At 37.2% G+C, this 25922-nt stretch carries 18 protein-coding genes; 16 read left to right on the top strand and 2 right to left on the bottom strand.

Going from position 1 to position 25922, the window contains the following annotated elements; translation table 11 throughout:
- Positions 1-30: 30 nt before the first annotated feature.
- Together GZ212_RS04775 and GZ212_RS04770 are read right to left on the bottom strand one after the other, a co-directional pair.
- Positions 31-855 (bottom strand): purine-nucleoside phosphorylase, encoded by an 825-nt coding sequence (locus GZ212_RS04775; protein WP_166957733.1) that lies wholly within the window; start codon positions 853-855, stop codon positions 31-33.
- A 107-nt stretch (positions 856-962) separates the two neighbouring features.
- The gene (locus GZ212_RS04770) at positions 963-1652 is read right to left on the bottom strand and encodes an NUDIX domain-containing protein (RefSeq protein ID WP_166957731.1); all 690 of its coding nucleotides are present in this window, start codon (positions 1650-1652) and stop codon (positions 963-965) included.
- Positions 1653-1896: 244 nt separating this feature from the next.
- On the opposite strand from GZ212_RS04770, the gene GZ212_RS04765 reads away from it, so the two are divergent.
- The 16 genes from GZ212_RS04765 (at position 1897) to GZ212_RS04690 (ending at position 25915) form a co-directional block, all read left to right on the top strand.
- Positions 1897-4947, top strand: coding sequence for a TonB-dependent receptor (locus GZ212_RS04765; protein ID WP_166957729.1), 3051 nt, complete (start codon positions 1897-1899; stop codon positions 4945-4947).
- Between the two features lie 23 nt (positions 4948-4970).
- Positions 4971-6533: a RagB/SusD family nutrient uptake outer membrane protein gene (locus GZ212_RS04760; protein WP_166957727.1), complete on the top strand. Its 1563-nt coding sequence runs from the start codon at positions 4971-4973 to the stop codon at positions 6531-6533.
- A gap of 95 nt (positions 6534-6628) precedes the next feature.
- Positions 6629-8170 carry an alpha-N-arabinofuranosidase gene (locus GZ212_RS04755; protein WP_166957725.1) on the top strand — a complete coding sequence of 514 codons (1542 nt, stop codon included), beginning with the start codon at positions 6629-6631 and terminating at the stop codon, positions 8168-8170.
- Between the two features lie 11 nt (positions 8171-8181).
- The gene (locus GZ212_RS04750) at positions 8182-9783 is read left to right on the top strand and encodes an arabinan endo-1,5-alpha-L-arabinosidase (protein WP_166957724.1); all 1602 of its coding nucleotides are present in this window, start codon (positions 8182-8184) and stop codon (positions 9781-9783) included.
- Positions 9784-9788: 5 nt separating this feature from the next.
- On the top strand, positions 9789-10790 hold the full coding sequence (locus tag GZ212_RS04745; protein WP_166957722.1) for a glycoside hydrolase family 43 protein: 1002 nt from the start codon (positions 9789-9791) through the stop codon (positions 10788-10790).
- Positions 10791-10794: 4 nt separating this feature from the next.
- Entirely contained in the window at positions 10795-11781 is a 987-nt protein-coding gene (locus GZ212_RS04740; protein ID WP_166957720.1) for an arabinan endo-1,5-alpha-L-arabinosidase, read from the top strand.
- 51 nt (positions 11782-11832) lie between these two features.
- Entirely contained in the window at positions 11833-13143 is a 1311-nt protein-coding gene (locus GZ212_RS04735; RefSeq protein WP_166957718.1) for a BNR repeat-containing protein, read from the top strand.
- A 15-nt stretch (positions 13144-13158) separates the two neighbouring features.
- A complete protein-coding gene (locus GZ212_RS04730; protein ID WP_166957716.1) occupies positions 13159-14400 on the top strand; it encodes a glycoside hydrolase family 47 protein in 1242 nt (413 codons plus the stop codon).
- Positions 14400-16367 carry a glycoside hydrolase family 127 protein gene (locus tag GZ212_RS04725; protein WP_166957714.1) on the top strand — a complete coding sequence of 656 codons (1968 nt, stop codon included), beginning with the start codon at positions 14400-14402 and terminating at the stop codon, positions 16365-16367. The genes GZ212_RS04730 and GZ212_RS04725 overlap by 1 nt, the downstream gene beginning before the upstream one ends.
- Before the next feature lie 30 nt (positions 16368-16397).
- On the top strand, positions 16398-17738 hold the full coding sequence (locus tag GZ212_RS04720; protein WP_166957712.1) for an MFS transporter: 1341 nt from the start codon (positions 16398-16400) through the stop codon (positions 17736-17738).
- A gap of 1 nt (position 17739) precedes the next feature.
- Positions 17740-18741 (top strand): family 43 glycosylhydrolase, encoded by a 1002-nt coding sequence (locus GZ212_RS04715; RefSeq protein WP_166957710.1) that lies wholly within the window; start codon positions 17740-17742, stop codon positions 18739-18741.
- A 1-nt stretch (position 18742) separates the two neighbouring features.
- The gene (locus GZ212_RS04710) at positions 18743-20770 is read left to right on the top strand and encodes an alpha-L-arabinofuranosidase C-terminal domain-containing protein (RefSeq protein WP_166957708.1); all 2028 of its coding nucleotides are present in this window, start codon (positions 18743-18745) and stop codon (positions 20768-20770) included.
- 56 nt (positions 20771-20826) lie between these two features.
- Positions 20827-22518: a ribulokinase gene (locus GZ212_RS04705; RefSeq protein ID WP_166957706.1), complete on the top strand. Its 1692-nt coding sequence runs from the start codon at positions 20827-20829 to the stop codon at positions 22516-22518.
- Positions 22502-23203 (top strand): L-ribulose-5-phosphate 4-epimerase, encoded by a 702-nt coding sequence (locus tag GZ212_RS04700; protein WP_166957704.1) that lies wholly within the window; start codon positions 22502-22504, stop codon positions 23201-23203. The genes GZ212_RS04705 and GZ212_RS04700 overlap by 17 nt, the downstream gene beginning before the upstream one ends.
- Positions 23204-23221: 18 nt before the next feature.
- Positions 23222-24718 (top strand): L-arabinose isomerase, encoded by a 1497-nt coding sequence (gene araA / locus GZ212_RS04695; protein ID WP_166957701.1) that lies wholly within the window; start codon positions 23222-23224, stop codon positions 24716-24718.
- 24 nt (positions 24719-24742) lie between these two features.
- Positions 24743-25915, top strand: coding sequence for an aldose epimerase family protein (locus GZ212_RS04690; protein WP_166957699.1), 1173 nt, complete (start codon positions 24743-24745; stop codon positions 25913-25915).
- Positions 25916-25922 lie beyond the last annotated feature (7 nt).

Raw genomic sequence — 25922 nt, 5'->3', positions numbered from 1 at the left:
AACAATCTTTTTAAAATTGATTTTCAAATATTACAGGGATTTAATCAGTTGCTTAAACAAAGTGATCATCTGGGGTTCTGCTTTATTGGCAATAGCCACAATTTCTTCCAAGCTCACTGGTTTCAGGTTATCTGGATCACATTCATCCGTTAAAACCGAAACAGCAGCAACATTTAATTTTAGATGATTGGCTACAATGACTTCGGGAACTGTACTCATACCTACGGCATCAGCTCCTATAATTTTTAACATTCTGTATTCTGCTTTGGTTTCAAGTTGAGGGCCGAACATACTGGCATAAACTCCCGAATGAAGAACGATTCCTTCCCTTTTTGCAATTTCTTTAAACTGCGTGTTTATTTCCAAATCATACGGTTGACTCATATCCACAAAGCGTTCTCCTAAGAGTGAAACACCTTTAAAGGCTAATGGAGAATCACCTTGAAGATTGATGTGGTCTTCAATAAGCATCAGCTCCCCTTTTTTATAATTGAGGTTAATAGCACCAGAGGCATTTGATACCAAAAGCGTATGGATGCCCAGTTTTTCCATGATTCGAACAGGGAAGGTTACGTCTTGCATGGTATACCCTTCATAAACATGAAAGCGACCTTGCATAACAATGACCTTTTTGCCTTCTAAAAGACCATAAATCAGTTTTCCTTTATGAAACTCAACTGTTGCCGTAGGAAAATTGGGAATGTGGTTATAACTTACCTCTTTGATTATTTCAATGTCATCTACCAATTGACCTAGCCCTGTTCCTAAAATAATTCCTACTTCTGCGTTTTCAAAACCGCGGCTTGTGAGATACTCAACAGTTTCGTTGATATAATTTATGGTGTAGTTAAACATGGTTATTCTTTAATTTTTGAGATATAAAGATAGGAAGATTGGTTTTGACAAACCAATAGGAAAATTATGATAATGAAGTTTTTATTTATTCATTCTAAAAGACAAGCTTAAATTTTAAAGGTAAAACCTTCTGAAACTTTTTGGTCATACTTTTCTTTGTCAAATTTGTGGAGGTAGGAACCCTTTCGGGAAGATTCCATATCCTTTTCATCCAGTCTGATTAAGACATCCAAAGAATTAATTTTACTTATAAAATTTCGTTTATCCAATTTGGTGTCCAAAATAGATTCGTACAAATTCTGAAGTTGTTTCATCGTGAATTTCTCAGGCAATAGCTCAAAACCAATGGGCTTTGTGGAGGCTCTATAACGAAGTCTTCTAATAGCGTGTTTGACCATTTGGTCGTGGTCAAAAATCAGTTTAGGAGCCTTGTCAATACTAAACCATTGTGCAGAAAACTGCTCATTCAGTTCGTTGTTATGGTCTTCAATATTAATAAGGGCATAATAACTGACAGATATGGTGCGCTCCTGCGGATCTCGATCAATTTCACTGAACGTGTAAAACTGTTCCAAATAGACATCATCCAAACCAGTTAAGTGCTTTAAAACTCTACTAGCGGCATCATCTAAGTTTTCTTCTTGTTTTAAAAATCCACCAATTAATGACCATTTACCTTTCTCTGGTTCAAAGTCCCTTTTAATCAATAGGATTTTTAAACGATTGTTGTCAAAACCAAAAATGATACAGTCAACAGCCAAAAGAACCTTATCCTTTTCGTTATAGTTGTTCAACATAGGGGATTGAAATTATGGGTTGAAGATAATAAGAATGTTGGTGTTTTCATAGGTTTTATAGGTATTTACAAGAAAATAAATGTGTTTTATACATTTATTAATATGATAAATATAAGTCGATAAAAATAAATAAATGTCAATTTTACACGAAAATATTTGCGTATATCAAAAAACTTTGATTACTTTGAAAAGTGTAAATTAGACACTTATAAACTCTTTTAAACTAATTCTAAACTATTTTAATATGATAACAACCAAATTATCAATTGGGAATCATTTAAATTCTAAGTTAAAACACGGCTTATTTTTAATGATTTTGTTTTTGTTGTCTGCGAGTGGTTTCGCTCAACAGAAAAAAACAATTACTGGGACCGTGACTTCTCCAGAGGATAACTTGCCACTACCTGGAGTAAATGTCATTATCAAAGGAACCACTTCTGGTGTGGCTACAGATTTTGATGGAAATTATGCCATAGAGGCAGCTTCTAATGACATCTTGGTTTTTTCTTTTATCGGATTTCAAACTAAGGAAGTACCAGTTGGGGATAAGTCTGTACTTAATATTTCACTTGAAGAAAATGTTTCGGCCCTAAACGAAATCGTTGTAGTTGGGTATGGAACCAAAAAGAAGTCTGATTTAACAGGATCAGTAAGTGTCGTGGATGTTGAAGATGCACAAAAGACAATCACTTATGACGTGGCGAAAATGATTCAAGGTCAAGCCCCCGGAGTTACCGTGCAATCTTCTGGTGAGCCTGGAGGGTTTGTGAACATTAAAATTCGAGGGATTACATCTTTTAGAAACAATAATCCATTGTTTGTTATTGATGGAGTTATTGTAAATGATCCTTATGATTTTCCTACAGGAGATATTGAATCCATTCAAATTTTAAAGGATGCTTCTTCTGCTGCAATATATGGTGCACGTGGTGCTAATGGTGTAGTAATCATTACAACTAAAAAAGGTAAAGAAGGGAAAGTAGGTGTGAGCTACAAAAACACCATAGGTTTCCAAGATGTGCCCGAAAACAGATGGTATTCCATGATGAATAGAGAGGAGTATCAACGTATGATCCGTCAAGCAGAAACAAACAATCCTAATGTGCCTATTACTCCTGGTAATTACCCAGAGAGTGATCTTTTCATAAACGATGTGGATACTGACTGGCAGGATGAAGCTTTTAGAACAGGTATGATTGAAAACCATACTATAACATTTAATGGTGGTGCTGAGGCATTGAACTATAACGCGAATTTTGATTACTTCAAGAATACAAGTTATATGGAAACACCTCAGGCATATGAAAGATATAACGGTACAATCAATATAAATGGAGAAAAGGGAAGGTTTAAGTATGGAAGTAAATTAACCTATTCCCAATCAGATAAAGAAAACTTTAACGAGTATCTGGCTGGAACAAGTTCAATGATCAACTTGCTTCAAGCGATACCTACTATGCCTGTTTATGATCCAAACCGTCTAGGAGGCTATGGTGGTGCTGATAACTTGACACAAAAGGCCATTACTTTGAATGTAATTGGTTACAATAACTTAATTACCAACACGAATGAAAGAAACCGTTTTGTTGGTAATGTTTGGGGTGAATTGGAAATTTTAAAGGGATTGAAATATAAAATAAGTGTCAGTGCTGATAAATTGCATTGGAATAATAGATATTACAACCCTGCCAGTGATTTGGGATGGTACTACATAACTACACCAGCAGAGTCTCGATTGGATGTTAATACAGGAAGTACAACTAGGACAATTCTTAATAATTTATTATCTTATGATGTGACATTAGCAGAAAAGCATCAAATAAGTTTGTTAGCTGGGATGATTGAGGAACGCAACGATTTTCAAAGACACTTTTCTAGAGGAATTGGTTTTGAGCCAGGTTCAATTCCTATGTTGCAATATGCCACAGACGATTTCTCTCAAGAACTTAAGACTACAGAAACTTATAAGTCTTATATCAGTAGATTGGATTATACATTTGCCGATAAGTATTTGTTAACAGCAAATTTCCGTCAGGATAGATCTTCAAAGTTTGCGCCAAAGAATAATGTAGGTAATTATTTCTCTGTTTCAGGTGCTTGGAAAGTTCATGAAGAAGAATTTATTAACTTCCCTTCTTGGTGGAATACTTTAAAACTAAGAGGAGGTTATGGGCAGTTAGGTAACAACACTATTGGGCTTTATGAATTTGCTCAAACTGTAAATGCCTTTGCTGGATATGTGTTTGGAGATACTGAAGCTCCTGGTTCGACAGTTGTGAAAATAGTTGATCCGGATATTAAATGGGAAGATACAGAGTCTACCAATGTTGCTGCTGAATTTGGATTCTTTGATAATAAATTGCAGTTTTCTGCTGAGTGGTTTAAGAAAAGATCTACAGATTTATTAGCTGATGTTCCAATTCCTTACTCTTCAGGTTCTTTCCCAATTAGGTTAACAACCAATGCAGGAACGGTTCAGAATACGGGGCTTGAATTTACTTTGAGTTATGGGAATTCTAATAAAGATTTCAAATACAACATCTCTGCCAATTTAGGAACTCTTAAAAACGAAGTACTTAAAATAGGAAACGATGATACGCCAATAACTGATGGTGTAGGTAGAACAGAAGTAGGAAGATCTGCAGGAGAATTATTTGCTTATGAAACTGAAGGTCTTTTCCAAAGCCAAGAAGATATAGATAACCATGCCTTCCAACCTAATGCAGCACCTGGAGATGTTAAGTTCCGAGATGTGAATGGAGATGGTTTAATTACTGATGCCGATAGAACCTTCCAAGGAACGGTAATACCAAAGTTATCATACGGTTTGAACTTTAGCTGTAGTTATAAAGCGTTGGATTTCTCAATGTTCTTCCAAGGAGCGGCTGGACATAAAATTTACAACGGAACCTACAATGCTTTAATGACAGGAGATTATGTGAACAATCATACCGACATGAACAATTATTGGACACCAAATAATACCAATACGGATGTGCCAAGACCAGTCATTGGTGATCCTAATGCCAATAATAGAGCTTCTGATAGATTTATCGAAGATGGTGACTATGTAAGATTACAAAGTTTGGAGTTGGGTTATAACATTCCGCTTCCAGAAAACAAAATACTTCAAAGAGCTAGAGTATTTGCATCAGGACAAAACTTATTTGTAATTACTAATTACAGTGGATATGACCCAGACTTTATCAGTAATGGTTTATTTAATAGAGGATTTGAATTCGGATCTTTCCCTAACCCAAGAACAATAGCTTTTGGAGTACAGGTTGATTTTTAAAAATAATATGAAAATTGAAAAATATGAAAACTAAAAAGATACTATTTTCCGTAGCAATTGCATCATCCTTATTGATGACCAATTGTGTTAAAGAAGATGATTTAAATCAAGTAGATCCCAATGTGCAAACGGCCGATACCTTTTGGGAAAATGAAAACGATGCGCTAAAAGGGGTTAATGCAGCTTATGGTAGTTTGTTGACTGATGGTACCTACATGCGTAGTACGCCGTTATTGTTGGATTTGAAAAGTGATGGAGCTAGGAGTTTAAGCCCTTGGGGTGCTATGGCTAATGTTGGAAAGTTCAATACAAGTGTATCTGATGCCGCTATTTATGGGTGGGCGTTTGAAACCTATTATCAAGGGGTGTATCGTTCAAATCAAGTATTGGAAAATGTTCCAGCTATTGAAATGAATGAAGCCTTAAAGAATCGAATTTTAGGTCAAGCTCACTTTTTAAGAGGTTTGTATTTCTTTCACTTAGTCAATATGTTCAAGAATGTGCCACTTCCTTTGACCAGCTTAGAAATTTATCATGAGCAAAAATCACAAGAAGAGGGATGGGCTCAGGTTAAAGCAGATTTTATGGCAGCTTCAGAATTGTTGCCAGTTTCTTATGATGGTTTAGATGGACCAGATAGTGGTCATAAAGGTAGAGCAACTAAAGGTGCTGCATTAGCATATTTAGGGAAAGCCTATTTATTTACTCAAGATTTTACCAATGCAAGAAATGCATTTGAAGATGTAATCAACTTAAATGTATACGACTTGGTGGCTAATTATAGAGATAACTTCACTACTGCCAATGAGAATAATGTGGAATCTATTTTTGAAGTTCAATTTAATAGAGATGCATTTGGTGTTGATTTAGGATGGGGTGGAGAACCTTCTTCTGGTTGGGGAAAAACTTCAGCTAGAGCTATCACCTATGCGCCAAGAGCATTTGGATGGACCGATGTTCAACCAACTTGGGCATTGTATAATGATTATCAAATTGAAGCTACTATTGATGGTGAGGTCGATCCAAGATTGGATGCCACTATGTTTTACAACAAACCAGAGGGTATGATGCTTTACGGACATGATTTTGCAACTTTCTATGCAAATAGCCCTGGAGATTTAAATGATTTGTTCTGTAGAAAATATCAAAATTCTGATGGAGAATTTGCAGATGAATTTGATTGGAGATCTGGAATTAATGAAAGAATCATGAGATATGCCGATGTGTTATTGATGTATGCTGAATGTTTAAATGAAACTGGAAGCACGCCGTTGGCCTATGATTATATTCAAATGGTAAGAGACCGTGTTAATTTACCAGATTTAAGTGTCACTCAACCAAATATGACCCAACAACAAATGAGAGATCAAATTGCTCATGAGAGATTCCTGGAATTTCCATTAGAGGGTCATAGATCAGATGATATTCGCCGTTGGGGATGGTTGCAAGATCCAGCCAAATTACAATGGTTAAAAGATAGAGATCCTGAGTTTCAAACGTATGTTCCAGGTAGAGAGTATTTCCCAATACCTCAATCTGAAATGGATAACAATCCTTTAGTTACACAACAGAACACGGGATACTAAAATATTTATATTTTTTTTGAATTGTTAGTCTTTAGTTTTGAAAAAGGCCGTGTCGAATAATCACGCGGCCTTTTTCATAAAATAATCAATGAAGTATGTTAAGAGTTAAAGCAGGAATTTTAGTGCTGGTATTGTGTTTTGCACAAAACATGATAAGCCAAACCAAGGTGTCCTTTGAACCAAGTGATAGCGACCCCTTAATCAGTAAACACATTTATGGACATTTTGCAGAACATTTAGGAAGGTGCATTTATGATGGATTTTATGTAGGGGAGGATAGTAGCATTCCTAATACCAATGGAGTAAGAAATGATATCATTGAAGCTTTGAAAGCCTTGAAAATTCCCAATTTGAGATGGCCGGGAGGCTGTTTTGCGGATACCTACCACTGGAAAGATGGTGTGGGGCCTAAAGAAGATAGACCAACCATGGTAAACAAATGGTGGGGTGGTGTTGTTGAAGACAATAGTTTTGGAACCCATGATTTTTTAAATCTGTGTGAGGTTTTGGGTACAGAGCCTTATTTAGCGGCAAATGTGGGGAGTAGCACGGTTCAGGAATTTACAGAATATACACAATATGTTACACGAGAAGTAGGAGTTCCCATGTCGGATTATCGTGCTGAAAATGGTAGAAAAGAACCATGGAAAGTGACATTTTGGGGGGTTGGTAACGAAATGTGGGGTTGTGGAGGTAATATGAGACCAGAACACTATGCTGATATTTATAGGCAATACGCCACTTTTATGACCGATTGGACGAATAGTGATGGGATGTTTAGAATTGCTTCTGGAGCAAATGTGGCCGATTATCATTGGACAGAAGTACTCATGAGAGACATTCCAAAAAGTTTGATTGAAGGAGTAGCATTACATTCCTATTCTTTTGTAGAATGGGATAAAAAAGGGTCTTCAACCAAATTTGATGAAAGCCAATATTTTTCTACGATGCAGACAGCTCTTAAAATGGAAGAATTGGTTGACAAACATGCCGCCATTATGGATAAATATGATCCAGAAAATGAAATAGCATTGGTAGTTGATGAATGGGGTGGATGGTATGAAGTGGAAGAAGGAACTAATCCAGGTTTCTTGTACCAACAGAATACCATGAGAGATGCTATGATTGCAGGTATCACTTTAAATATTTTTAATAATCGAGCAGATAGAGTTAAAATGGCCAATTTGGCACAAACTGTTAATGTATTACAGGCCGTAATCTTGACTGATGGAGATAAGATGTTATTGACACCTACCTATCATGTTTTGAAAATGTATAATGTGCATCAGGATGCCACTTTAATCCCGGTTAAATTTGAGTCACCTAGTTATGAATTTAATGGTGAAACTTTGCCAGCTATTTCAATTTCAGCATCAAAAGATCAGCAAGGAAAAAAGCATTTGTCTTTAGTAAACATAGATTCTAAAAAATCAAATGAAGTCGAACTTGATGTGGAAGCTTTGGGATTCAAAAAAGTTTCTGGAACCATTCTAAAGTCTGGAAAACTTCAAGATCATAATACTTTTGAATCACCAAATCAGATAACCCCTCAGGAGTTCGGTGATTTTAAGTTGAAAAAAGGAAAATTAACAGTAACCCTACCGCCATTTTCGGTGGTTGTCTTAGAGGGAGAATAAAATAAAAGTAAATGGTACGTCAAAAATTAAACTACTTAAAGGCTCTTCTTGGCCTCATGTTGATTCTAGTTTTAGGTTGTTCTAAGGAAGATGAAGTAACGCCACCACCATCAGGTGGAGATGGTAATAATGATCCGATAGAGGACACTTTTGACGGGCCAACCTATGCCGATGATTATACACCAATAGCCTCTTGGAGTAATAGAAGTCAATGGAATTTGGCCAATATTCATGACCCAACTGTTGTCAAGCAGGGAAACTATTGGTATATGTATCAAACAGATGCTTCATATGGGAATGCTCATGATGGCCATGGTCATTTTCATGGAAGGCGTTCTACAGATTTAGTAAACTGGGAATATTTAGGGAGTACCATGGATCAAGCCCCTACCTGGGTAAAAGATTCCATGAATGACAATCGTATTGCTATGGGGTTGCCCATTATTGAAAATCCGAACTACGGCTATTGGGCACCTGCTGTTACCGAAGTCAATGGTGTTTATAGAATGTACTACAGTTTAGTTGTCAATGAACTTATTGTGGGGACAGATAATTGTGCCTCATGGGGAGAGCGTCCTTATATTGGAATGATGGAAACAACCGATCTAGCTTCCAATAATTGGGAAGATAAAGGTATGGTTGTTACAGCAGTTCCAGATGGATTGGAAGATTATTATAGGGATAGCTGTAACGATTGGAGCGGTTATTACAAGTTTAATGCCATTGACCCCAGTTATATTCAAACCCCTGAAGGAGAGCATTGGCTTATTTATGGATCTTGGCATACTGGTATTGCTGCTGTTCAGTTAGATCCCATCACGGGTAAGCCTTTTCAATTGGAAACTATTGAAGATTATGGGACAAGAATTGCTGGAAGGGGTAATTTAAATACCAATAGATGGCAAGGTTTGGAAGGGGCAGAAATTATTTATAATGAAGATACAGGGTATTACTACCTCTTTTTAGCTTATGATGAATTGTCAAAAGCCTATAACACTAGGGTGGCAAGGTCAACAAATATTTTAGGGCCTTACATTGGTATGGATGGAGGAAATGTTTCAGAAGGGGCTGAATGCTGGCCTATGCTGACCCATCCATATAAATTTGATTATCATACTGGCTGGGTTGGTTTTTCACACTGTTCCATATTTAAAGATCCTATATCCCAAAAATGGTATTATGCTTCTCAAGCAAGATTACCAGAAGGGGTTCCAGGAATTAATGTGTCTAATGCAGTGATGATGGGACATGTTAGGGAAATAAGGTGGACCTCAGATGGTTGGCCTGCAGTAGCTCCAGAAAGATTTGCCGATGTTCCAGAAACTGAAATTACAGAAGAAGATATTGTTGGTTCATGGCAACAAATAACGATGCAATATCAATATCAAGTACAACAAACAGCTGTCAATGTGAATTTTTATGCAGATGGAACTGTAGCAGGAGGAGTTTCGGGAACTTGGGAATTAGATAGCAATACCCGAACACTTTATATCAATGGAGCAGAATGTAAATTAATGGATGCTTGGGATTGGGAACGATCGCCAAGAAAAGTGACGATTACTTATACTGGATTTACAGATGACGGTAGACCAATTTGGGGTAAGAAAAATTAACGACCATGAAAAACTTTTTATTCGTCATAATAGGTTTAGCCAGTTTGGTGTCCTGTGATAATCAGAATAAGGTGAATCAAGAAGTAGCAACAGAAACTAAAGCGTCTGAAACTTCAAAACCTTTAAAAATTAATAATCCTATTATAAAGGATAAGTTTACTGCAGATCCTGCAGCTTTGGTACATGAGGATACGGTTTATCTGTATGCGGGTCATGATGAGGCTCCTAATGATTTTCATTTTTACCGAATGAATGAATGGTTGGTTTTTTCATCAACCAATATGGTCGATTGGGAAGAGCACCCAGTACCATTAAAACCCACCGATTTTTCTTGGGCAAAGGGTGATGCTTGGGCGGCTCAGGTCATTGAACGCAACGGTAAATTTTATTGGTATGTAACGGTTGAACATGACGACACACATCCTGGGAAAGCAATTGGAGTTGCAGTATCTGATTCACCAATAGGTCCTTTCAAGGATGCGTTGGGACGTGCCTTGGTAACTAATGATATGACAACAGATACGGATATCTCATGGGATGATATTGATCCAACAGTTTTTATGGATGGCGACCAAGCTTACCTGTATTGGGGAAATACAAAATGCTATTGGGCAAAATTGAAGGATAATATGATAGAGTTTGATGGGGATATTCATACGGTTGACCTTCCTCATTTTACTGAAGCGCCATGGGTTCATAAAAAAGGAGATTGGTATTATTTAAGTTATGCCTATCAATTTCCAGAGAAAACGGCTTATGCCATGAGTAAATCTATCGAAGGCCCTTGGGAGTATAAAGGTATTTTAAATGAATTGGCGGGGAATAGTAATACCAATCACCAAGCAATTTTAGAATATAAAGGCAAAGATTATTTTATTTATCATACTGGAGGCATTCAGCCAAATGGAGGCAGTTTTAGGAGATCGGTATGCATTGATGAATTAAAATATAACGAAGATGGTACCCTTAAGAGGGTTGTAATGACATCTGAGGGAATTCAAAAATAAAATCATGAAAAAAGGTACGTATTATTTAACAGTGTTGTTGGCTTTGGTGTCATTATGTTCTTGCGCCCAAACTGACAAGCCTATTACCCACGATCCAGTTGTGGCTAAACAAGGAGATACCTATTATTTGTTTTGTACTGGACCAGGTATTACAAGTTTTACTTCCAAAGATTTAAAAAGTTGGAAACAGGGAGATCCTGTCTTTGCTGAGAGTCCCAAGTGGGCCAAAGAAGTTGCGCCTGGATTCAACGGGCATATTTGGGCTCCAGATATAACCCACCACAACGGAACATATTATTTGTATTACTCTATTTCGGCCTTTGGTAAAAACACTTCGGCTATTGGTTTAGTAACTAATAAAACGTTAAATCCTAAAGATCCTAATTATCAATGGGAAGATCAAGGTATAGTAATTCAATCGGTGCCAAATAGAGATATGTGGAATGCCATTGACCCTAATTTAATTTTTGATGAAAATGGAACACCATGGATGTCTTTTGGTTCTTTTTGGAGTGGGTTGAAGATGGTCAAACTGAATCCAGATTTGAAAACCATGGCACAACCAGAGGAATGGTATCCTATAGCAAGTAGGGAGCGTAGTTCTGAAATTCCAGATGCCGATGCAGGAGATGCTGCCTTAGAAGGGCCTTTTATCTTCAAAAAGGGAGCCTATTATTATCTGTTTTTGTCATGGGATTACTGCTGCAGAGGAGAAAATAGCACCTACAAATTAGTGGTAGGTCGTTCAAAATCGGTAACTGGTCCATATCTGGATCAAGAAGGGAAACCACTTAATGAAGGTGGTGGCTCTTTAGTAATTGAGGGCAATAAAAATTGGTATGGGGTAGGCCATAACAGTGTTTTTACATTTGAAGGTAAAGACTATAATTTTATGCATGGATATGATGCCCATGACAAAGGATTGCCAAAATTAATAGTCAAAGAAATTACCTGGGTTGATGGCTGGCCAACTTTAAAACCAATGGAGTAATATTTGTACTTGATGTTTTTTTTGGAAGAAAAATTAGCTATAAATAACCAAATGAAATTTGAAAAACAGACATACAAACTCATATTATTAAGTATCTATATTGGCTTATTTCTAGGTGAAAGTGTAGGTTTTTCTCAATCAATTGCTTCATCAAAAGTAGGGCTTGGTTGGAGCGGAAATTCCATAAATACAGTCATCTTTAGAAATCAAGCCTTAACCTCTAATAACGAATTTCAATTTACAGCTTATTACAATCAAGAAGGTTACATGGTATTAGCCAAACGTTCCTTGGGAACTAATAAGTGGCTAAAACACATCACACAATATAAAGGGAATATTCAAGATGCCCACAACAGTATCAGCATAGCTATAGATAATGCTGGTTACTTGCATGTTAGTTGGGATCAACATAACTCTCCCTTGAGATATGCAAAAAGTATAGATCCTTTGGGAATTGAGTTATCTGAAGAATTAGAGATGACCGGTTTACAAGAATCTTCGGTTACGTATCCAGAGTTTCACAATTTGCCAAACGGTAAATTATTGTTTTTATATCGTTCTGGTGAATCTGGAAATGGCAATCTGGTAATGAATTTGTACAATCCAAAGTCAAAAGAATGGAAACAAATTCAGAACGATTTAATAAGTGGAGAAGATGCAAGAAATGCCTATTGGCAAACTACTATAGATAAATTAGGAAACATTCATCTTTCATGGGTGTGGCGGGAAACATGGGATGTGGGTACTAATCATGATTTATGTTATGCGATATCAACCGATAATGGCCTTACTTGGGAAAAATCAAATGGTGAGAAATATCAAATTCCTATAATCAAAGAAACTGCAGAAGTGGCTTGTTATATCCCCCAGGGAAGTAATTTGATTAATCAGACTTCCATGGATACAGATTCAGAAGGAAATCCTTTTATCGCTTCTTATTGGAGTTTGCAAGAAGGCACACCGCAATATAAGGTGGTCTATCACAAAGATGATAATTGGCATTTAATGGATACCGATTTCCACAAAACGGCTTTTAGTTTGACTGGGGGAGGAACCAAAAGGATTCCGTTGTCCCGACCAAAAATTTTAGTAGGTGACCAGGGTGTTTACGTTTTGTTTAGAGATGAGGAGATGGGTAATAGAATGACCCTTGCCAAGACGAATTTGAATAAAGTTAATTGGGAATTAAGCGATATTTCAAATAGAGAAGTTGGTCAATGGGAACCAAATTATGATGTAAATCAATGGAAAACCAATAATGAAATCCATGTGTTTTCGCAAAAAGTATCCCAAATTGACGGTGAAGGTCTAGATAAAATAGATCCTCAACCAATTTACATTGTTGAATTTAGAGATAATTAATAGGACAAAATAAGAATGAATTTTAGCAAAATTATAATAGGAAGTTTAATATGTCTCTGGGTAGTTTCTTGCAAACAAAAGGAACAAAGTAGTTTGCAGGTTCCCAAAGAAAATGACTTTCTTGTAGCTATTGACAGTACCCTACAGTTGGCTGTAGAAAAATATTCTTACCTAAGTCAACAAGTTGAACCAGGGGTTTACCCTAGGACCTTCCAAAATGATAGTTTGGTTACCAGTGATTCAGGTTGGTGGTGTAGTGGTTTTTATCCGGGAACTTTACTCTACCTAGATGAAGCTATTGATGCTCCCAAACTAAAAGAAGAAGCCATTTCATTTATGGCCGATTTGAAACGAGAGCAATATAACAAATCAACCCACGATTTAGGCTTTATGATGTATTGCAGTTTTGGAAATGCCAATAGGTTACAACCTAACCCAGAATATCAAGACATATTATTGAATAGTGCTAAATCCTTAGTGACACGATATAATGATACCGTTCAAGCAATTAGGTCTTGGGATAGTGCGCCTTGGAATAGGGCAGGAGAAGATGATTTAGTGGTCATAATTGATAACATGATGAATTTAGAAATGTTATTTTGGGCTACAGAATATACTCAAGATAGTACCTATTATGATATAGCTGTAAAACATGCTGACAAAACTTTGAGAAATCATTTTAGAGAGGATTATAGTTCTTATCACGAAGTTATCTATGACGAAGCAACGGGAGATGTCAAAGCTCAAATAACAAGACAAGGAGCTTCTGATTCTTCAGCATGGGCAAGGGGGCAAGCTTGGGGATTGTATGGGTATGTTGTTATGTATCGTTTTACACAGGACCCAAAATATCTAAATCAAGCACAACAAATTGCGGAGTTTATTTTAACTCATTCAAATCTTCCCGATGATCAAATACCTTATTGGGATTATAATGCACCGAAAATTCCAAACGCTTATAGGGATTCATCGGCTGCTGCTATCATGGCTTCCGCATTTTTGGAACTCAGTACCTTTTCCGATGAAGGAAAATCAGAAACCTACTATCAAAGTGCTGAAAGAATTTTGAAAAACTTGATGACACCAAATTATTTGGCTCAGAAAGGAGAAAATGGCGGGTTTCTTTTAAAACATGGGGTGGGTGATTTACCCAATAATAGTGAAATAGATGTGCCTTTGACTTACGGTGATTACTATTTTGTTGAAGCCATGATAAGATACAAGGAATTAAATACAAACAGAAGAAATAATTCTTAATGAAAAGAATAAATCAAATATTGATTTTTGGAGTTTCCTTATTGATATTCAATTGTAATACTGAGACTCAGGTTAGAAAAGTAGAGGAACCGGGTTCCGGTATGGGGTATCCTATTGAACCTGTCGATATTCAGCATGTCAAAGTAACTGATGATTTTTGGTTGCCCATTATTAAACGGGTTCAAGAAAAAACCATAGACTATGCCATTGCAAAATGTGAAGAAGAAGGGCGGTTTGATAATTTTTTGATAGCAGGAGGTCAAATGAAAGGTGAAGTGAGAGGAGAAATGCCGTTTGATGATACAGACGTCTATAAAATTATTGAAGGAGCATCCAATTCTTTAATTAGTGCACCAAATAAGGAATTGGAAACCTTGGTGGATTCCTTAGTGTCAATTATAAAAGTAGGTCAAGAAAAGGATGGTTACCTAACCACATGGCGAACCATTGACCCTGCAAAACCCCCTGCAACTTGGGTTCAAACTCCTAAAGGGGAACGTTGGGATGGGTTATTTATGAGTCATGAGTTATACAATGCAGGTCATTTGTATGAAGCAGCGGCAGTTCATTATCGAGCCACAGGGAAAAGAAACTTTTTGGATATAGCAATAAAAAATGCTGATTTAATGGTGAAAACCTTCGGTGATGAGGAAGGAAAAATAAAGGCTGTTCCGGGACATCAAATTATAGAGTCTGGTTTAATAAAGTTATATCAGATTACTGGAAATGAAGATTACATCAATTTAGCTAAATACTTTTTGGATAATCGTGGAAACCCTGAAAATCATGAATTATTTGGGCCTTATTCTCAAGATAGTATTCCTGTAATCCAACAGGAAGAAGTTGTTGGTCATTCGGTAAGAGCCGTTTATATGTATGCAGCCATGACAGATATTGCTGCTATCCAGAATGATAGTTTATATGAAGCAGCAGTAAACAAATTATGGAACAATATGGTGTCCAAAAAAATGTATATCACTGGAGGTATTGGAGCAAAACATGAAGGCGAACAGTTTGGGGCTAATTATGAACTACCTAACCTAACAGCTTATAATGAAACTTGCGCAGCCATAGGAGATGTGTATTGGAATCACAGAATGCACAATTTGTATGGTGACGTTAAATATTTTGATGTTATCGAAAGAACGTTATACAACGGTTTAATTTCTGGTTTATCATTAGACGGCACCAACTTTTTCTATCCAAATGCCTTGGAGTCTGATGGAGTTTACAAATCCAATCGTGGTTCATGTACGCGTCAAGCTTGGTTTGATTGTTCGTGTTGTCCTACTAACGTGATTCGTTTTGTGCCCTCCATTCCTGGTTTGATTTATTCGAAAGGGAATAATTCGGTTTACGTGAATTTATATGCATCTAATGAAGCCGAAATAGATTTAAATGGAAAAGCTGTTAAAGTTACCCAAAGCACATCCTATCCTTGGAATGGGACTGTAAACATGACTGTGGAAGCTGAGGGAGAGACAACTGTGAAATTCCGTGTGCCTGGTTGGAGTAGAAATGAAGTGTTGCCGAGTGATTTATATTCTTATGCAAATTCTTATGAATCACAACCTACTTTATCCATCAATGGAGAAAAGGTAGAAACAGCTATTCAGGATGGTTATTTAGAAGTTACAAGAAACTGGAGTGCAGATGATGCCATTGAAATCCATTTCCCCATGGAAGTTCGTGCCGTAAAAGCAAATGAAAACGTGGAAGAAGATAGAGGTAAATTATCTTTGGAATATGGCCCGTTAGTGTATGCGGTAGAAGAAGTGGATAACCCAAATTTCGATACTATTTCAGTGTCAGCAAATGACCAATTTTCAGTTCAAAAAGAAGATATCTTAGAAGGTGTCAATACCATTTCAAATGATCAATTAAAAGCAATCCCTTATTATACTTGGTCAAATCGTGGGGTAAACAAAATGAAGGTTTGGTTGCCGGAAACAAGAAACAATAACTAATTCATTTCAACCTAGAGTTGAAGACTATATATGAAATCAGATAATCAAAAATTAAGCATCCTTGAAAAAATAGGATATGGTTCAGGCGATGCAGCAGTAAACGTTGTAATTTCTTCAATGTTCTTAATCATCACCTTCTTTTATACCGATGTGTATGGGTTGAAACCAAAGGACATGGCGGTATTATTTCTTTTGGTTCGATTGATAGACGCCATTACAGACCCGTTAATGGGATTGATTACTGATAAGTTTACAACCAAATGGGGAAGGTATAGGCACTATTTTCTTTATCTATCAGTCCCGTTTGGTATTTCAGTGTTTTTAACCTTTACAACACCAGGTTTTGATTATACAGGGAAGCTCATTTATGCTTACATCACCTATATTTTTGTGACCATCATGTTCACATCTGTGACGATTCCCTATATCTCATTAATTAGTGTTTTGACTAGTGACCCACAAGAAAAATTATCTGCTAATGGATACCGATTATTTTTTGCAAAGATTGCCGCCTTTTTAGTGTCAATTGTAGTACCAATTCTAGCAGAAAAACTAGGAAAAAATGACTTAGCTAGAGGGTATCAACTAGCAATGGGAATTATGGCCCTCATGGGAACACTGTTATTCCTTTTTAGCTTCTTTACAACAAGAGAGCGTGTAGAGCATAAAGTAGATGACAAACCGCTATTGGAGCAATTTAAATTATTGATTAAAAACGGACAATGGACATTGTTGTTTGGGGTTTGTTTCACAGGAACCGTGGGTTATGTAATTCGTGGTTCGGTAGCTATTTTTTACGCTAAATATTTTCTGGGAGGGGATGCCAGCGTGCAATCAACGTTTATGGGAACGGGAGTTGCAGCAGCTATATTGGCGATGCCTGTATCCACTTTGATTACCAAGCATTATTGTAAAGTCAAGATGTTTAAGTATACCCAACTGGCCGTTGGTGTTATTAGTGTGATTATGTTTTTTATGATTAAACCCGGTGATATGATGTTGGCCTATATTTTATATTTCATCTTATCATTTGTAGTTGATTTACATGCACCTGTTTTCTGGTCTGCCATTGCAGAAGCCGTGGATTATGGACATGCCGAAACTGGTAAACGTGTCTCTGGATTATCTTTTGGGGGCATTTCATTTGCTCAGAAATTCGGAATGGGAATCGCGGGAGCAGCCGTTGGATATTTGTTGGACTTCTTTGGATACATTCCTGATACAGTACAAAGCGAAACAGCATTGGTTGGTATTGCCCTGATGTTAACGATTATTCCTGGAGTCTTCCATGTGATAATGGGATTATTGATGTTCCGATACAAAATCACCGATTCATATTACGAAACAATCAAAGCAAAATTGAATATTTAAAATGGATACAAGCCGATCAAATAAACCTATTGTATTGCAACGTGCCGATCCGTTTATTTATAAACATACGGATGGTTATTACTATTTCACAGGTTCAGTGCCAACCTATGACGTTATTGAACTCAGACGTGCTAAAACCATAAATGAATTACAAGATGCTGAAACATTTAATGTATGGAAAAAGCATGATAGCGGACCTATGAGCCGCCATATTTGGGCACCAGAAATCCATTATTTAGACGGAAAATGGTATGTGTATTTTGCGGCTAGTGAAGAGGAAGATATTTGGAAACTAAGACCATATGTGTTGGAGTGTTCAGGCCAAGATCCTTTAAATGATGAATGGATTGAACTGGGACAAATGCAACCCGCCGATGGTGACAACAAAACGTTTATCGATTTTTCTCTTGATGGTACCGTTTTCGACCACGGTGGAAAGCGTTATTTCTGTTGGGCTGAGAAAACAGGGGGGCAATTTGCAGCTTCTAATTTGTATTTGGCTGAAATGGAATCACCCATAAAATTAAAAACCACCCAGTTTATGCTCACCACTCCAGATTACGATTGGGAGCGCATTGATTTTTGGGTAAATGAAGGACCTGCAGTGATTAAAAACAACGGTAAAATTTACATCACTTTTTCTGCAAGTGCGACTGGAGCATGTTATTGTATGGGACTTATGGAAGCAGATGAAGATGCCGATTTATTAGATAGAAATTCTTGGAAGAAATCCAGATATCCTGTTTTGCAGACCAATGAAGATAAAGGAATTTATGGACCAGGGCACAACTCTTTTACTGTTGATGAGAATGGAAAACCATTAAGTGTTTACCACGCTAGAGATTATGAAAAGGCAGTTGGTGATCCAGAATTTGTACCAAAAACCGATAAGCGACCTTTGGAAGAAATAATAGCAGATCCATTATATGATCCAAACCGTCACGCCCGAGTGATGGAAGTAAAATTTGATGATAACGGCAGACCCATTTTCGAATATTATTAAAATGAAACATTCATTTTTTAAATACACGTTTTTAATTGCCATAACTCTTGGGATTTGTTTGAGTTGCAAGGAGCAGGAAGCAACTCCAGAAAAAGGTTCTGGGTCCACAGAAGTGGCTCATTTGCAGGTGGACTTAAGTGATACTGGGATAAAAGTCCAACCAACCATGTATGGTATTTTCTTTGAAGACATCAACTTTGCCGCAGATGGAGGGTTATATGCTGAAATGATTAAAAATCGCTCGTTTGAATTTTTGTTACCAAAAATGGGATGGAGTGAACCAAATAGCAATAAACACAGTCATAATAATGAATCGGGGATCTTAAATCCTATTCAATATACCGGTGAAAATTCCAACCATCGCTATGCTCGTGTTGAGGTGAAAGGACCGAACTACGAATTAATTAATGAAGGATTCCGTGGTATGGGTGTCAAAAAAGATGGAAAATATAACTTGACGCTTGATGCCAAAAAAGTAAGCGGTGAAATTAAAAAAATACAAGTTCAATTAATAGATACACTTCAAAATGTTTTAGGTGAAGCATTTATTATTCTCGATGGTGAAACTTGGAAAAACTACAAGGCTCAATTAACTGCCTCAAAAACTGAAGGGAAAGCGCAACTTAAATTGACATTTGAGGGTACAGGAGTTATTGATTTGGATATGATTTCCATGTTTCCAGAAGATACATGGAAAGGAAGAGAAAGAGGGTTGAGAAAAGACTTAGTGCAATTATTAGCTGATTTAAATCCGGGGTTTTTGAGATTTCCAGGAGGCTGTATTGTTGAAGGTAGAACTTTGGAAAGACGCTACCAATGGAAAAAAACGGTTGGGGATATAGAAGATCGTGAGGTATTGGTAAACCGTTGGAATACTGAATTTATGCACAAATTCACTCCAGATTATTATCAAAGTTTTGGATTGGGCTTCTTTGAATATTTCCAGCTTTCTGAAGATTTAGGTGCAGAACCTTTGCCTATTTTAAGTTGTGGGATTGCTTGCCAATTTAATACAGGAGAACTTGTCCCTATGGAAGAATTGGATCCCTATGTTCAAGATGCTTTGGATTTGATAGAATTTGCCAATGGAAGTGTTTCTACAGAATGGGGAAAACTGCGGGCAGAAATGGGACATCCTGAACCATTCAACTTAAAATACATAGGAATAGGTAATGAACAATGGGGAGAAGTTTACATAGAACGATATAAAGTCTTTCATCAGGCGATTAAAGAAGTCTATCCAGAGATTGTGATTGTGTCAGGTAGTGGTCCATTTCCTGATGGAGATTATTTCGAGTACGGTTGGGAACAGCTTAAGGCCATGAATGCCGAAATTGTTGATGAACACTATTACCGATCACCTGAGTGGTTTTTAGAAAATGCAGCCAGATATGATGGCTATGACCGCAAGGGACCAAAAGTTTTTGCAGGTGAATATGCAGCGCATCCAAAAGATGTTGAAGATGGCCCCAAGGAAAACAATTGGGAAGGAGCACTTGCTGAAGCTGCTTTTATGACTGGTTTGGAACGTAATGCAGATGTGGTAACCATGACATCTTACGCCCCTTTAATGGCTCATATTGACGCATTTCAATGGGCGCCCGATATGATTTGGTTTAATAACTTGGAGTCTTATGGTACACCCAATTACTATGTTCAAAAATTTTTCGCCAATAACCCTGGTACCGATGTGGTCCAGATTACAAAAAATGGAGAAGTGCTCGCAGGTGAGGGTGATTTGTATGCATCAGCCGTAATAGATAGCAACACTGGAGAGTTGATTATAAAGATCATTAATGCTTCCAAATGGAGTCAGAAGATTCAAATTGGAATACAAAATGGAGCTATTCATGATACAGCCGAACATGTTGTTTTAAAAAGCGAGGAATTATCAGATTCAAACACATTTGAAACTCCAGAAAAAATTAGCCCAAAATCAATTGAAATCAATGTAAATGATGAGCAAATTGAGTTAGAATTACAGTCTAACTCAGTAAATATGTTAAAAGTAAAAATTAAAAGTGTATAAAATACACTTAAATTAATCTAAAACGTATCTTTGTTAAGCAAACTAAAGTAGTAAAGATGAAAACATATGTTATAGGGTTAGATTACGGTTCAGATTCTGTTCGTGCCGTTTTAATTGATACCCAAAATGGTGCAGAATTGGCTTCAGAGGTTTTTTGGTATCCTAGATGGAAGCAAAATAAATATTGCAATCCAGGAATTAATCAGTTCCGTCAACATCCCCTGGATCATATTGAGGGATTGGAGCATACTATTACTTCTGTAATGAACCAAAGTGGTGTTAATCCCGAAGCTGTTAAAGGGATATGTATCGATACCACAGGATCATCTCCAATGCCTTTGACTGTTGATGGGACTCCATTGGCTTTAGTAGAAGGATTTGAAGAAAACCCAAACGCCATGATGGTGCTTTGGAAAGATCATACATCAGTAAAAGAGGCCAATGAAATTAATGAATTGGCTCGCTCTTGGGGAGGTGAAGATTACACCAAGTTTGAAGGGGGTATTTATTCTTCAGAATGGTTCTGGGCCAAGATTTTGCATATAGCAAGAGAAGACAAACAAGTGAAAGAACAGGCTCATACTTGGATGGAACATTGTGATTTCATAACCTACCTTTTAGCTGATAATAAGGATTTAAAATCTTTTAAAAGAAGTCGATGTGCGGCAGGACATAAAGCCATGTGGCATGAGAGCTGGGGCGGTCTGCCTGCCAAGGAATTTTTATCCCAGTTAGATCCTTATTTGGCAAATTTAAAGGACAACTTATACGAACACACGTTCACATCAGATGATATAGCAGGTCATTTAAACGAAGAATGGGCGGAAAAATTGGGACTTACAACCAAAACGATCATTGCCGTTGGAACTTTTGATGCGCATTCAGGAGCGGTTGGAGCTAAAGTAGATCACAATGCGTTGGTTCGCGTTATGGGAACTTCAACCTGTGATATAATGGTATCGCCCAACGAGGTAATAGGAGATAATTGTGTGAAAGGAATTTGCGGACAAGTAGATGGTTCTGTGATTCCCGGGATGATTGGTTTGGAAGCAGGACAATCAGCATTTGGTGATGTATTGGCTTGGTTTAAGGATGTCCTTTCCTGGCCCATAAATAATTTGGTTATGACCTCAAATGTTTTGACCGATGAACAAAAGAAATCCCTAAATGACGAAATAGAAGCTAAGTTTATTAGAACCTTAGCAGAACAGGCAGAGCGTATACCTATTTCTGAGGCTATTCCAATTGCCTTGGATTGGGTCAACGGAAGACGAACTCCAGATGCTAATCAAGAGTTGAAGAGTGCCATTTCTGGGATATCCTTAGGGACCAAAGCACCTCACATTTTCAAAGCTTTAGTGAACTCTATTTGTTTTGGATCTAAAATGATTGTTGATCGTTTTGAAAGTGAAGGTGTGAATATTGATTCCGTCATCGGCATTGGTGGTGTAGCTAGAAAATCCCCGTTCATTATGCAGACCTTGGCAAATGTCTTGAACATGCCTATTAAAGTTGCCGAGTCTGATCAAGCACCTGCTTTAGGAGCTGCTATCTACGCAGCAGTTGCGGCAGGCATATATGAAGATGTTATTGAGGCAAGCAAAGTGATGGGAAGTGATTTTGAAGCTGAATATTTTCCACAGTCAGAACAAGTGAAAATTTACGCCAATTATATGGAGTCCTACAAGACCTTGGCGGCATTTATTGAAAGTACTTTAAATCAAAAGAAATATGAGCACCAAGTATAAATCATTAAAAGAAGAATGTTATGAAGCCAATATGCAACTCAATGCTCTTGACTTGGTTGTGTATACCTTCGGAAATGTTAGTGCTGTAGATCGTCAAAATGGTGTATTTGCCATTAAACCAAGTGGCGTTCCTTATGAGGTTTTAAAACCAGAAGACATAGTCATTCTAGATTATGATAACAATATAGTAGAAGGCAGTATGAGACCATCTTCTGATACCAAAACGCATTCGTTTTTATACAAAAACTGGGATGATATTGGAGGTATCGCCCATACTCATGCCAAGTATTCCGTTTCTTGGGCACAAGCACAAAGGGATGTTCCAATTTTTGGGACTACTCATGCCGACCACTTAACAGCTGATATACCTTGTGCGCCACCTATGAGTGATGATTTGATTGCGGGTAATTATGAACACAATACAGGCATTCAAATCATTGATTGTTTCAAAGAAAAAAATCTGTCTCACCAAGAGGTCGAAATGGTGCTTATTGGAAACCATGGGCCTTTTACCTGGGGTAAAAATGCAGATAAAGCTGTTTATAATAGCAAAGTATTAGAGGTAGTAGCTGAAATGGCCTATTTGACATTGCAGATTAATCCTGATGCACCTCGATTAAAAGATTCATTAATTAAAAAACACTACGAGCGTAAACATGGTAAAAATGCCTATTACGGTCAATAAATATTAAAACTTAATCTCATGATAGATATATCAACAAAGGAAGTTTGGTTTATAACAGGAAGCCAACACCTATACGGACCAGAAACTTTAGAGCAAGTAGCGCAAAATTCAACAACCATAGCAAAGGCTCTTAACGATTCTTCATTGATTCCAGTCAATGTGGTTTTTAAACCAACGGTCAAATCAACTGAGGAAATATATGAAACGCTTACAGCAGCTAATCAAGCTGAAAACTGTATCGGGATTATCACATGGATGCATACGTTTTCACCAGCAAAAATGTGGATAAGAGGCTTAACTGCACTTCAAAAACCGATGCTTCATTTACATACCCAATTCAACAGAGATATTCCTTGGGGAACTATTGATATGGATTTTATGAATTTAAATCAAGCGGCCCATGGCGATCGTGAGTTTGGATTTATGGTAAGTCGCCTTAGAAAGAACAGAAAGGTTGTTGTTGGACACTGGAATGAAGATTCTGTTCAAAAACAAATTGGAGATTGGACACGTGTAGCAGCTGGTTGGGATGATTGGCAAGGAGCAAAATTTGCACGTTTTGGTGATAATATGCGATTTGTTGCGGTGACAGATGGAGATAAAGTAGAAGCTGAAACCAAATTTGGTTTTTCTGTAAACACCTATGCTGTGGGTGATTTGGTTGAATTTATCAATGCAGTTACTGATGAGCAAATAGATACTTTGGTAAAAGAATATGAATCGTCTTATCATATGGCTGATAGCCTTTTGGAGGGTGGAGCCAATAGAAGCTCTTTAGTCGAGGCTGCAAGAATAGAGCTTGGATTGGAAAAATTCTTGGTTGATGGAGGCTTTAAAGGGTTTACAGATACTTTTGAAGATTTACATGGAATGAGACAATTACCTGGAATTGCCGTTCAAAGGTTGATGGAAAAAGGGTTTGGTTTTGCTGGAGAAGGCGATTGGAAAACAGCAGCATTGGTAAGAGCTATGAAAGTGATGGGGTCTGGTTTGGAAGGTGGAAATGCCTTCATGGAAGATTATACCTATCACCTAGATCCAAAAGCTCCAAGAATTTTAGGTTCACATATGTTAGAAGTAGATCCAGTTTTGGCGGCAGATAAACCTAGTTGTGAAGTACATCCTTTAGGAATTGGAGGTAAAGAAGACCCTGTGCGTCTTGTTTTCAACGGAAGGGAAGGTGACTCTTTGGTAGCTGCTTTAATGGATTTTGGCAACAGATTTAGATTGTTGGTTAATAAAACAGTGGGAGAAGAAGTTAAAGAAGCTTTGCCTAAATTGCCCGTAGCTAGAATCATGTGGAAACCACTTCCCGATTTTGAAACAGCTTGTATGGCTTGGATTTTGGGTGGAGGTGCTCATCATACGTGTTATAGTGAAAATGTGAGTGTGGAACAACTTGAAGATTTCGCTGAAATGGCAGGAATAGAATCTTTGGTTATTGATGAAGATACGACCATCAGAAATTTTAAAAACACCATTCATTCTAATGAGGCCTATTATAGGTTCCAATAGGATTAACTTTAAAAATCCATCTATATGAATATCTTAAAACGTTCCATACATTGTATATTGGTTGCATTGATTTTTATCACTGTGGGTTGTAAAGACAATAAAACGGAACAAAAAACAGAAAATGAAATGGAAGTGGAGAATAAATCTACAATAACAAAAACGACATTCGGGCAAATGCCTGATTCAACAACTGTTGATCAATATACTTTAAAGAATAGCAATGGAGTTGAGATGAATGTCATTACATATGGAGGAAGAATCACCTCATTTAAATTTCCAAATAAACAAGGAGCGTTTGAGAATGTCATTTTAGGGTTTGACAATTTAGAAGATTATCTGGGGGATAATCCATTTTTTGGGGCTTTGATAGGACGCTATGGGAATCGAATTGCCAATGCCAAATTCACTTTGGATGGTTCAGAATATACTTTGGCAACCAATGATGGTCCTAATTCCCTTCACGGAGGTGTTAATGGTTTTGATAGGGTAGTTTGGAATGCTGAGCCCATTGAAGGAGGGGATGCTGCCGTTTTAAAACTAACTTATACTAGCAAAGATGGAGAAGAAGGTTTTCCTGGAACTTTAGAAGTAACCGTTGTTTATACCTTAACCAATGATGATGCCCTAGAGGTATCTTATGAGGCAACAACTGATAAAACAACAGTGGTAAATTTAACGCAACACAGTTACTTTAATTTATCGGGAGATTTTTCTAAAACAATTTTAGATCATGAAGTCGTATTGAATTCAGATGCTTATTTACCAGTTGATGCCACTTTGATTCCAACTGGAGAGATTAGAAAAGTGGAAGGAACACCGTTTGATTTTAGACAATCAAAAGTAATTGGTAAAGAAATTAATGCTGAAAATGAACAATTGAATCTTGGGAAAGGTTATGACCATTGTTGGGTTTTGAATGGTGAAGGCATGCGATTGGTTGCCTCTGCCTATGAGGCGAATAGTGGAAGGTTCATGGAAGTATATACCGATGAACCTGGAATTCAATTTTACACAGGTAACTTTTTGGATGGAACATTGCCCATGCCAAATGGCGGGACCTATGGACACAGAACAGGATTTTGTTTAGAAACCCAACATTATCCAGATTCTCCAAACCAATCAGAATTTCCAACAACTGTTTTAAAACCAGGAGAAACGTATCAGTCTAAAACCACTTTTAAATTTTCAACTAAATAACTCATTA

The organism is Mangrovimonas sp. CR14 (assembly GCF_011764015.1).
Lineage (GTDB): Bacteria > Bacteroidota > Bacteroidia > Flavobacteriales > Flavobacteriaceae > Mangrovimonas > Mangrovimonas futianensis.
The sequence above is the reverse complement of the archived record's forward strand: the minus strand, read 5'-3'. Positions and strand labels throughout refer to the sequence as shown.

Bases quoted from the DNA above. Each gene is read 5' to 3' on its own strand.
- GZ212_RS04775 (WP_166957733.1), bottom strand. From the start codon at position 855: ATGTTTAACTACACCATAAATTATATCAACGAAACTGTTGAGTATCTC.
- GZ212_RS04690 (WP_166957699.1), top strand. From the start codon at position 24,743: ATGAATATCTTAAAACGTTCCATACATTGTATATTGGTTGCATTGATT.
- GZ212_RS04700 (WP_166957704.1), top strand. From the start codon at position 22,502: ATGAGCACCAAGTATAAATCATTAAAAGAAGAATGTTATGAAGCCAAT.
- GZ212_RS04740 (WP_166957720.1), top strand. From the start codon at position 10,795: ATGAAAAAAGGTACGTATTATTTAACAGTGTTGTTGGCTTTGGTGTCA.
- GZ212_RS04715 (WP_166957710.1), top strand. From the start codon at position 17,740: ATGGATACAAGCCGATCAAATAAACCTATTGTATTGCAACGTGCCGAT.
- GZ212_RS04750 (WP_166957724.1), top strand. From the start codon at position 8,182: ATGGTACGTCAAAAATTAAACTACTTAAAGGCTCTTCTTGGCCTCATG.
- GZ212_RS04770 (WP_166957731.1), bottom strand. From the start codon at position 1,652: ATGTTGAACAACTATAACGAAAAGGATAAGGTTCTTTTGGCTGTTGAC.
- GZ212_RS04710 (WP_166957708.1), top strand. From the start codon at position 18,743: ATGAAACATTCATTTTTTAAATACACGTTTTTAATTGCCATAACTCTT.
- GZ212_RS04755 (WP_166957725.1), top strand. From the start codon at position 6,629: ATGTTAAGAGTTAAAGCAGGAATTTTAGTGCTGGTATTGTGTTTTGCA.
- araA (WP_166957701.1), top strand. From the start codon at position 23,222: ATGATAGATATATCAACAAAGGAAGTTTGGTTTATAACAGGAAGCCAA.
- GZ212_RS04705 (WP_166957706.1), top strand. From the start codon at position 20,827: ATGAAAACATATGTTATAGGGTTAGATTACGGTTCAGATTCTGTTCGT.
- GZ212_RS04765 (WP_166957729.1), top strand. From the start codon at position 1,897: ATGATAACAACCAAATTATCAATTGGGAATCATTTAAATTCTAAGTTA.
- GZ212_RS04730 (WP_166957716.1), top strand. From the start codon at position 13,159: ATGAATTTTAGCAAAATTATAATAGGAAGTTTAATATGTCTCTGGGTA.
- GZ212_RS04735 (WP_166957718.1), top strand. From the start codon at position 11,833: ATGAAATTTGAAAAACAGACATACAAACTCATATTATTAAGTATCTAT.
- GZ212_RS04725 (WP_166957714.1), top strand. From the start codon at position 14,400: ATGAAAAGAATAAATCAAATATTGATTTTTGGAGTTTCCTTATTGATA.
- GZ212_RS04745 (WP_166957722.1), top strand. From the start codon at position 9,789: ATGAAAAACTTTTTATTCGTCATAATAGGTTTAGCCAGTTTGGTGTCC.
- GZ212_RS04720 (WP_166957712.1), top strand. From the start codon at position 16,398: ATGAAATCAGATAATCAAAAATTAAGCATCCTTGAAAAAATAGGATAT.
- GZ212_RS04760 (WP_166957727.1), top strand. From the start codon at position 4,971: ATGAAAACTAAAAAGATACTATTTTCCGTAGCAATTGCATCATCCTTA.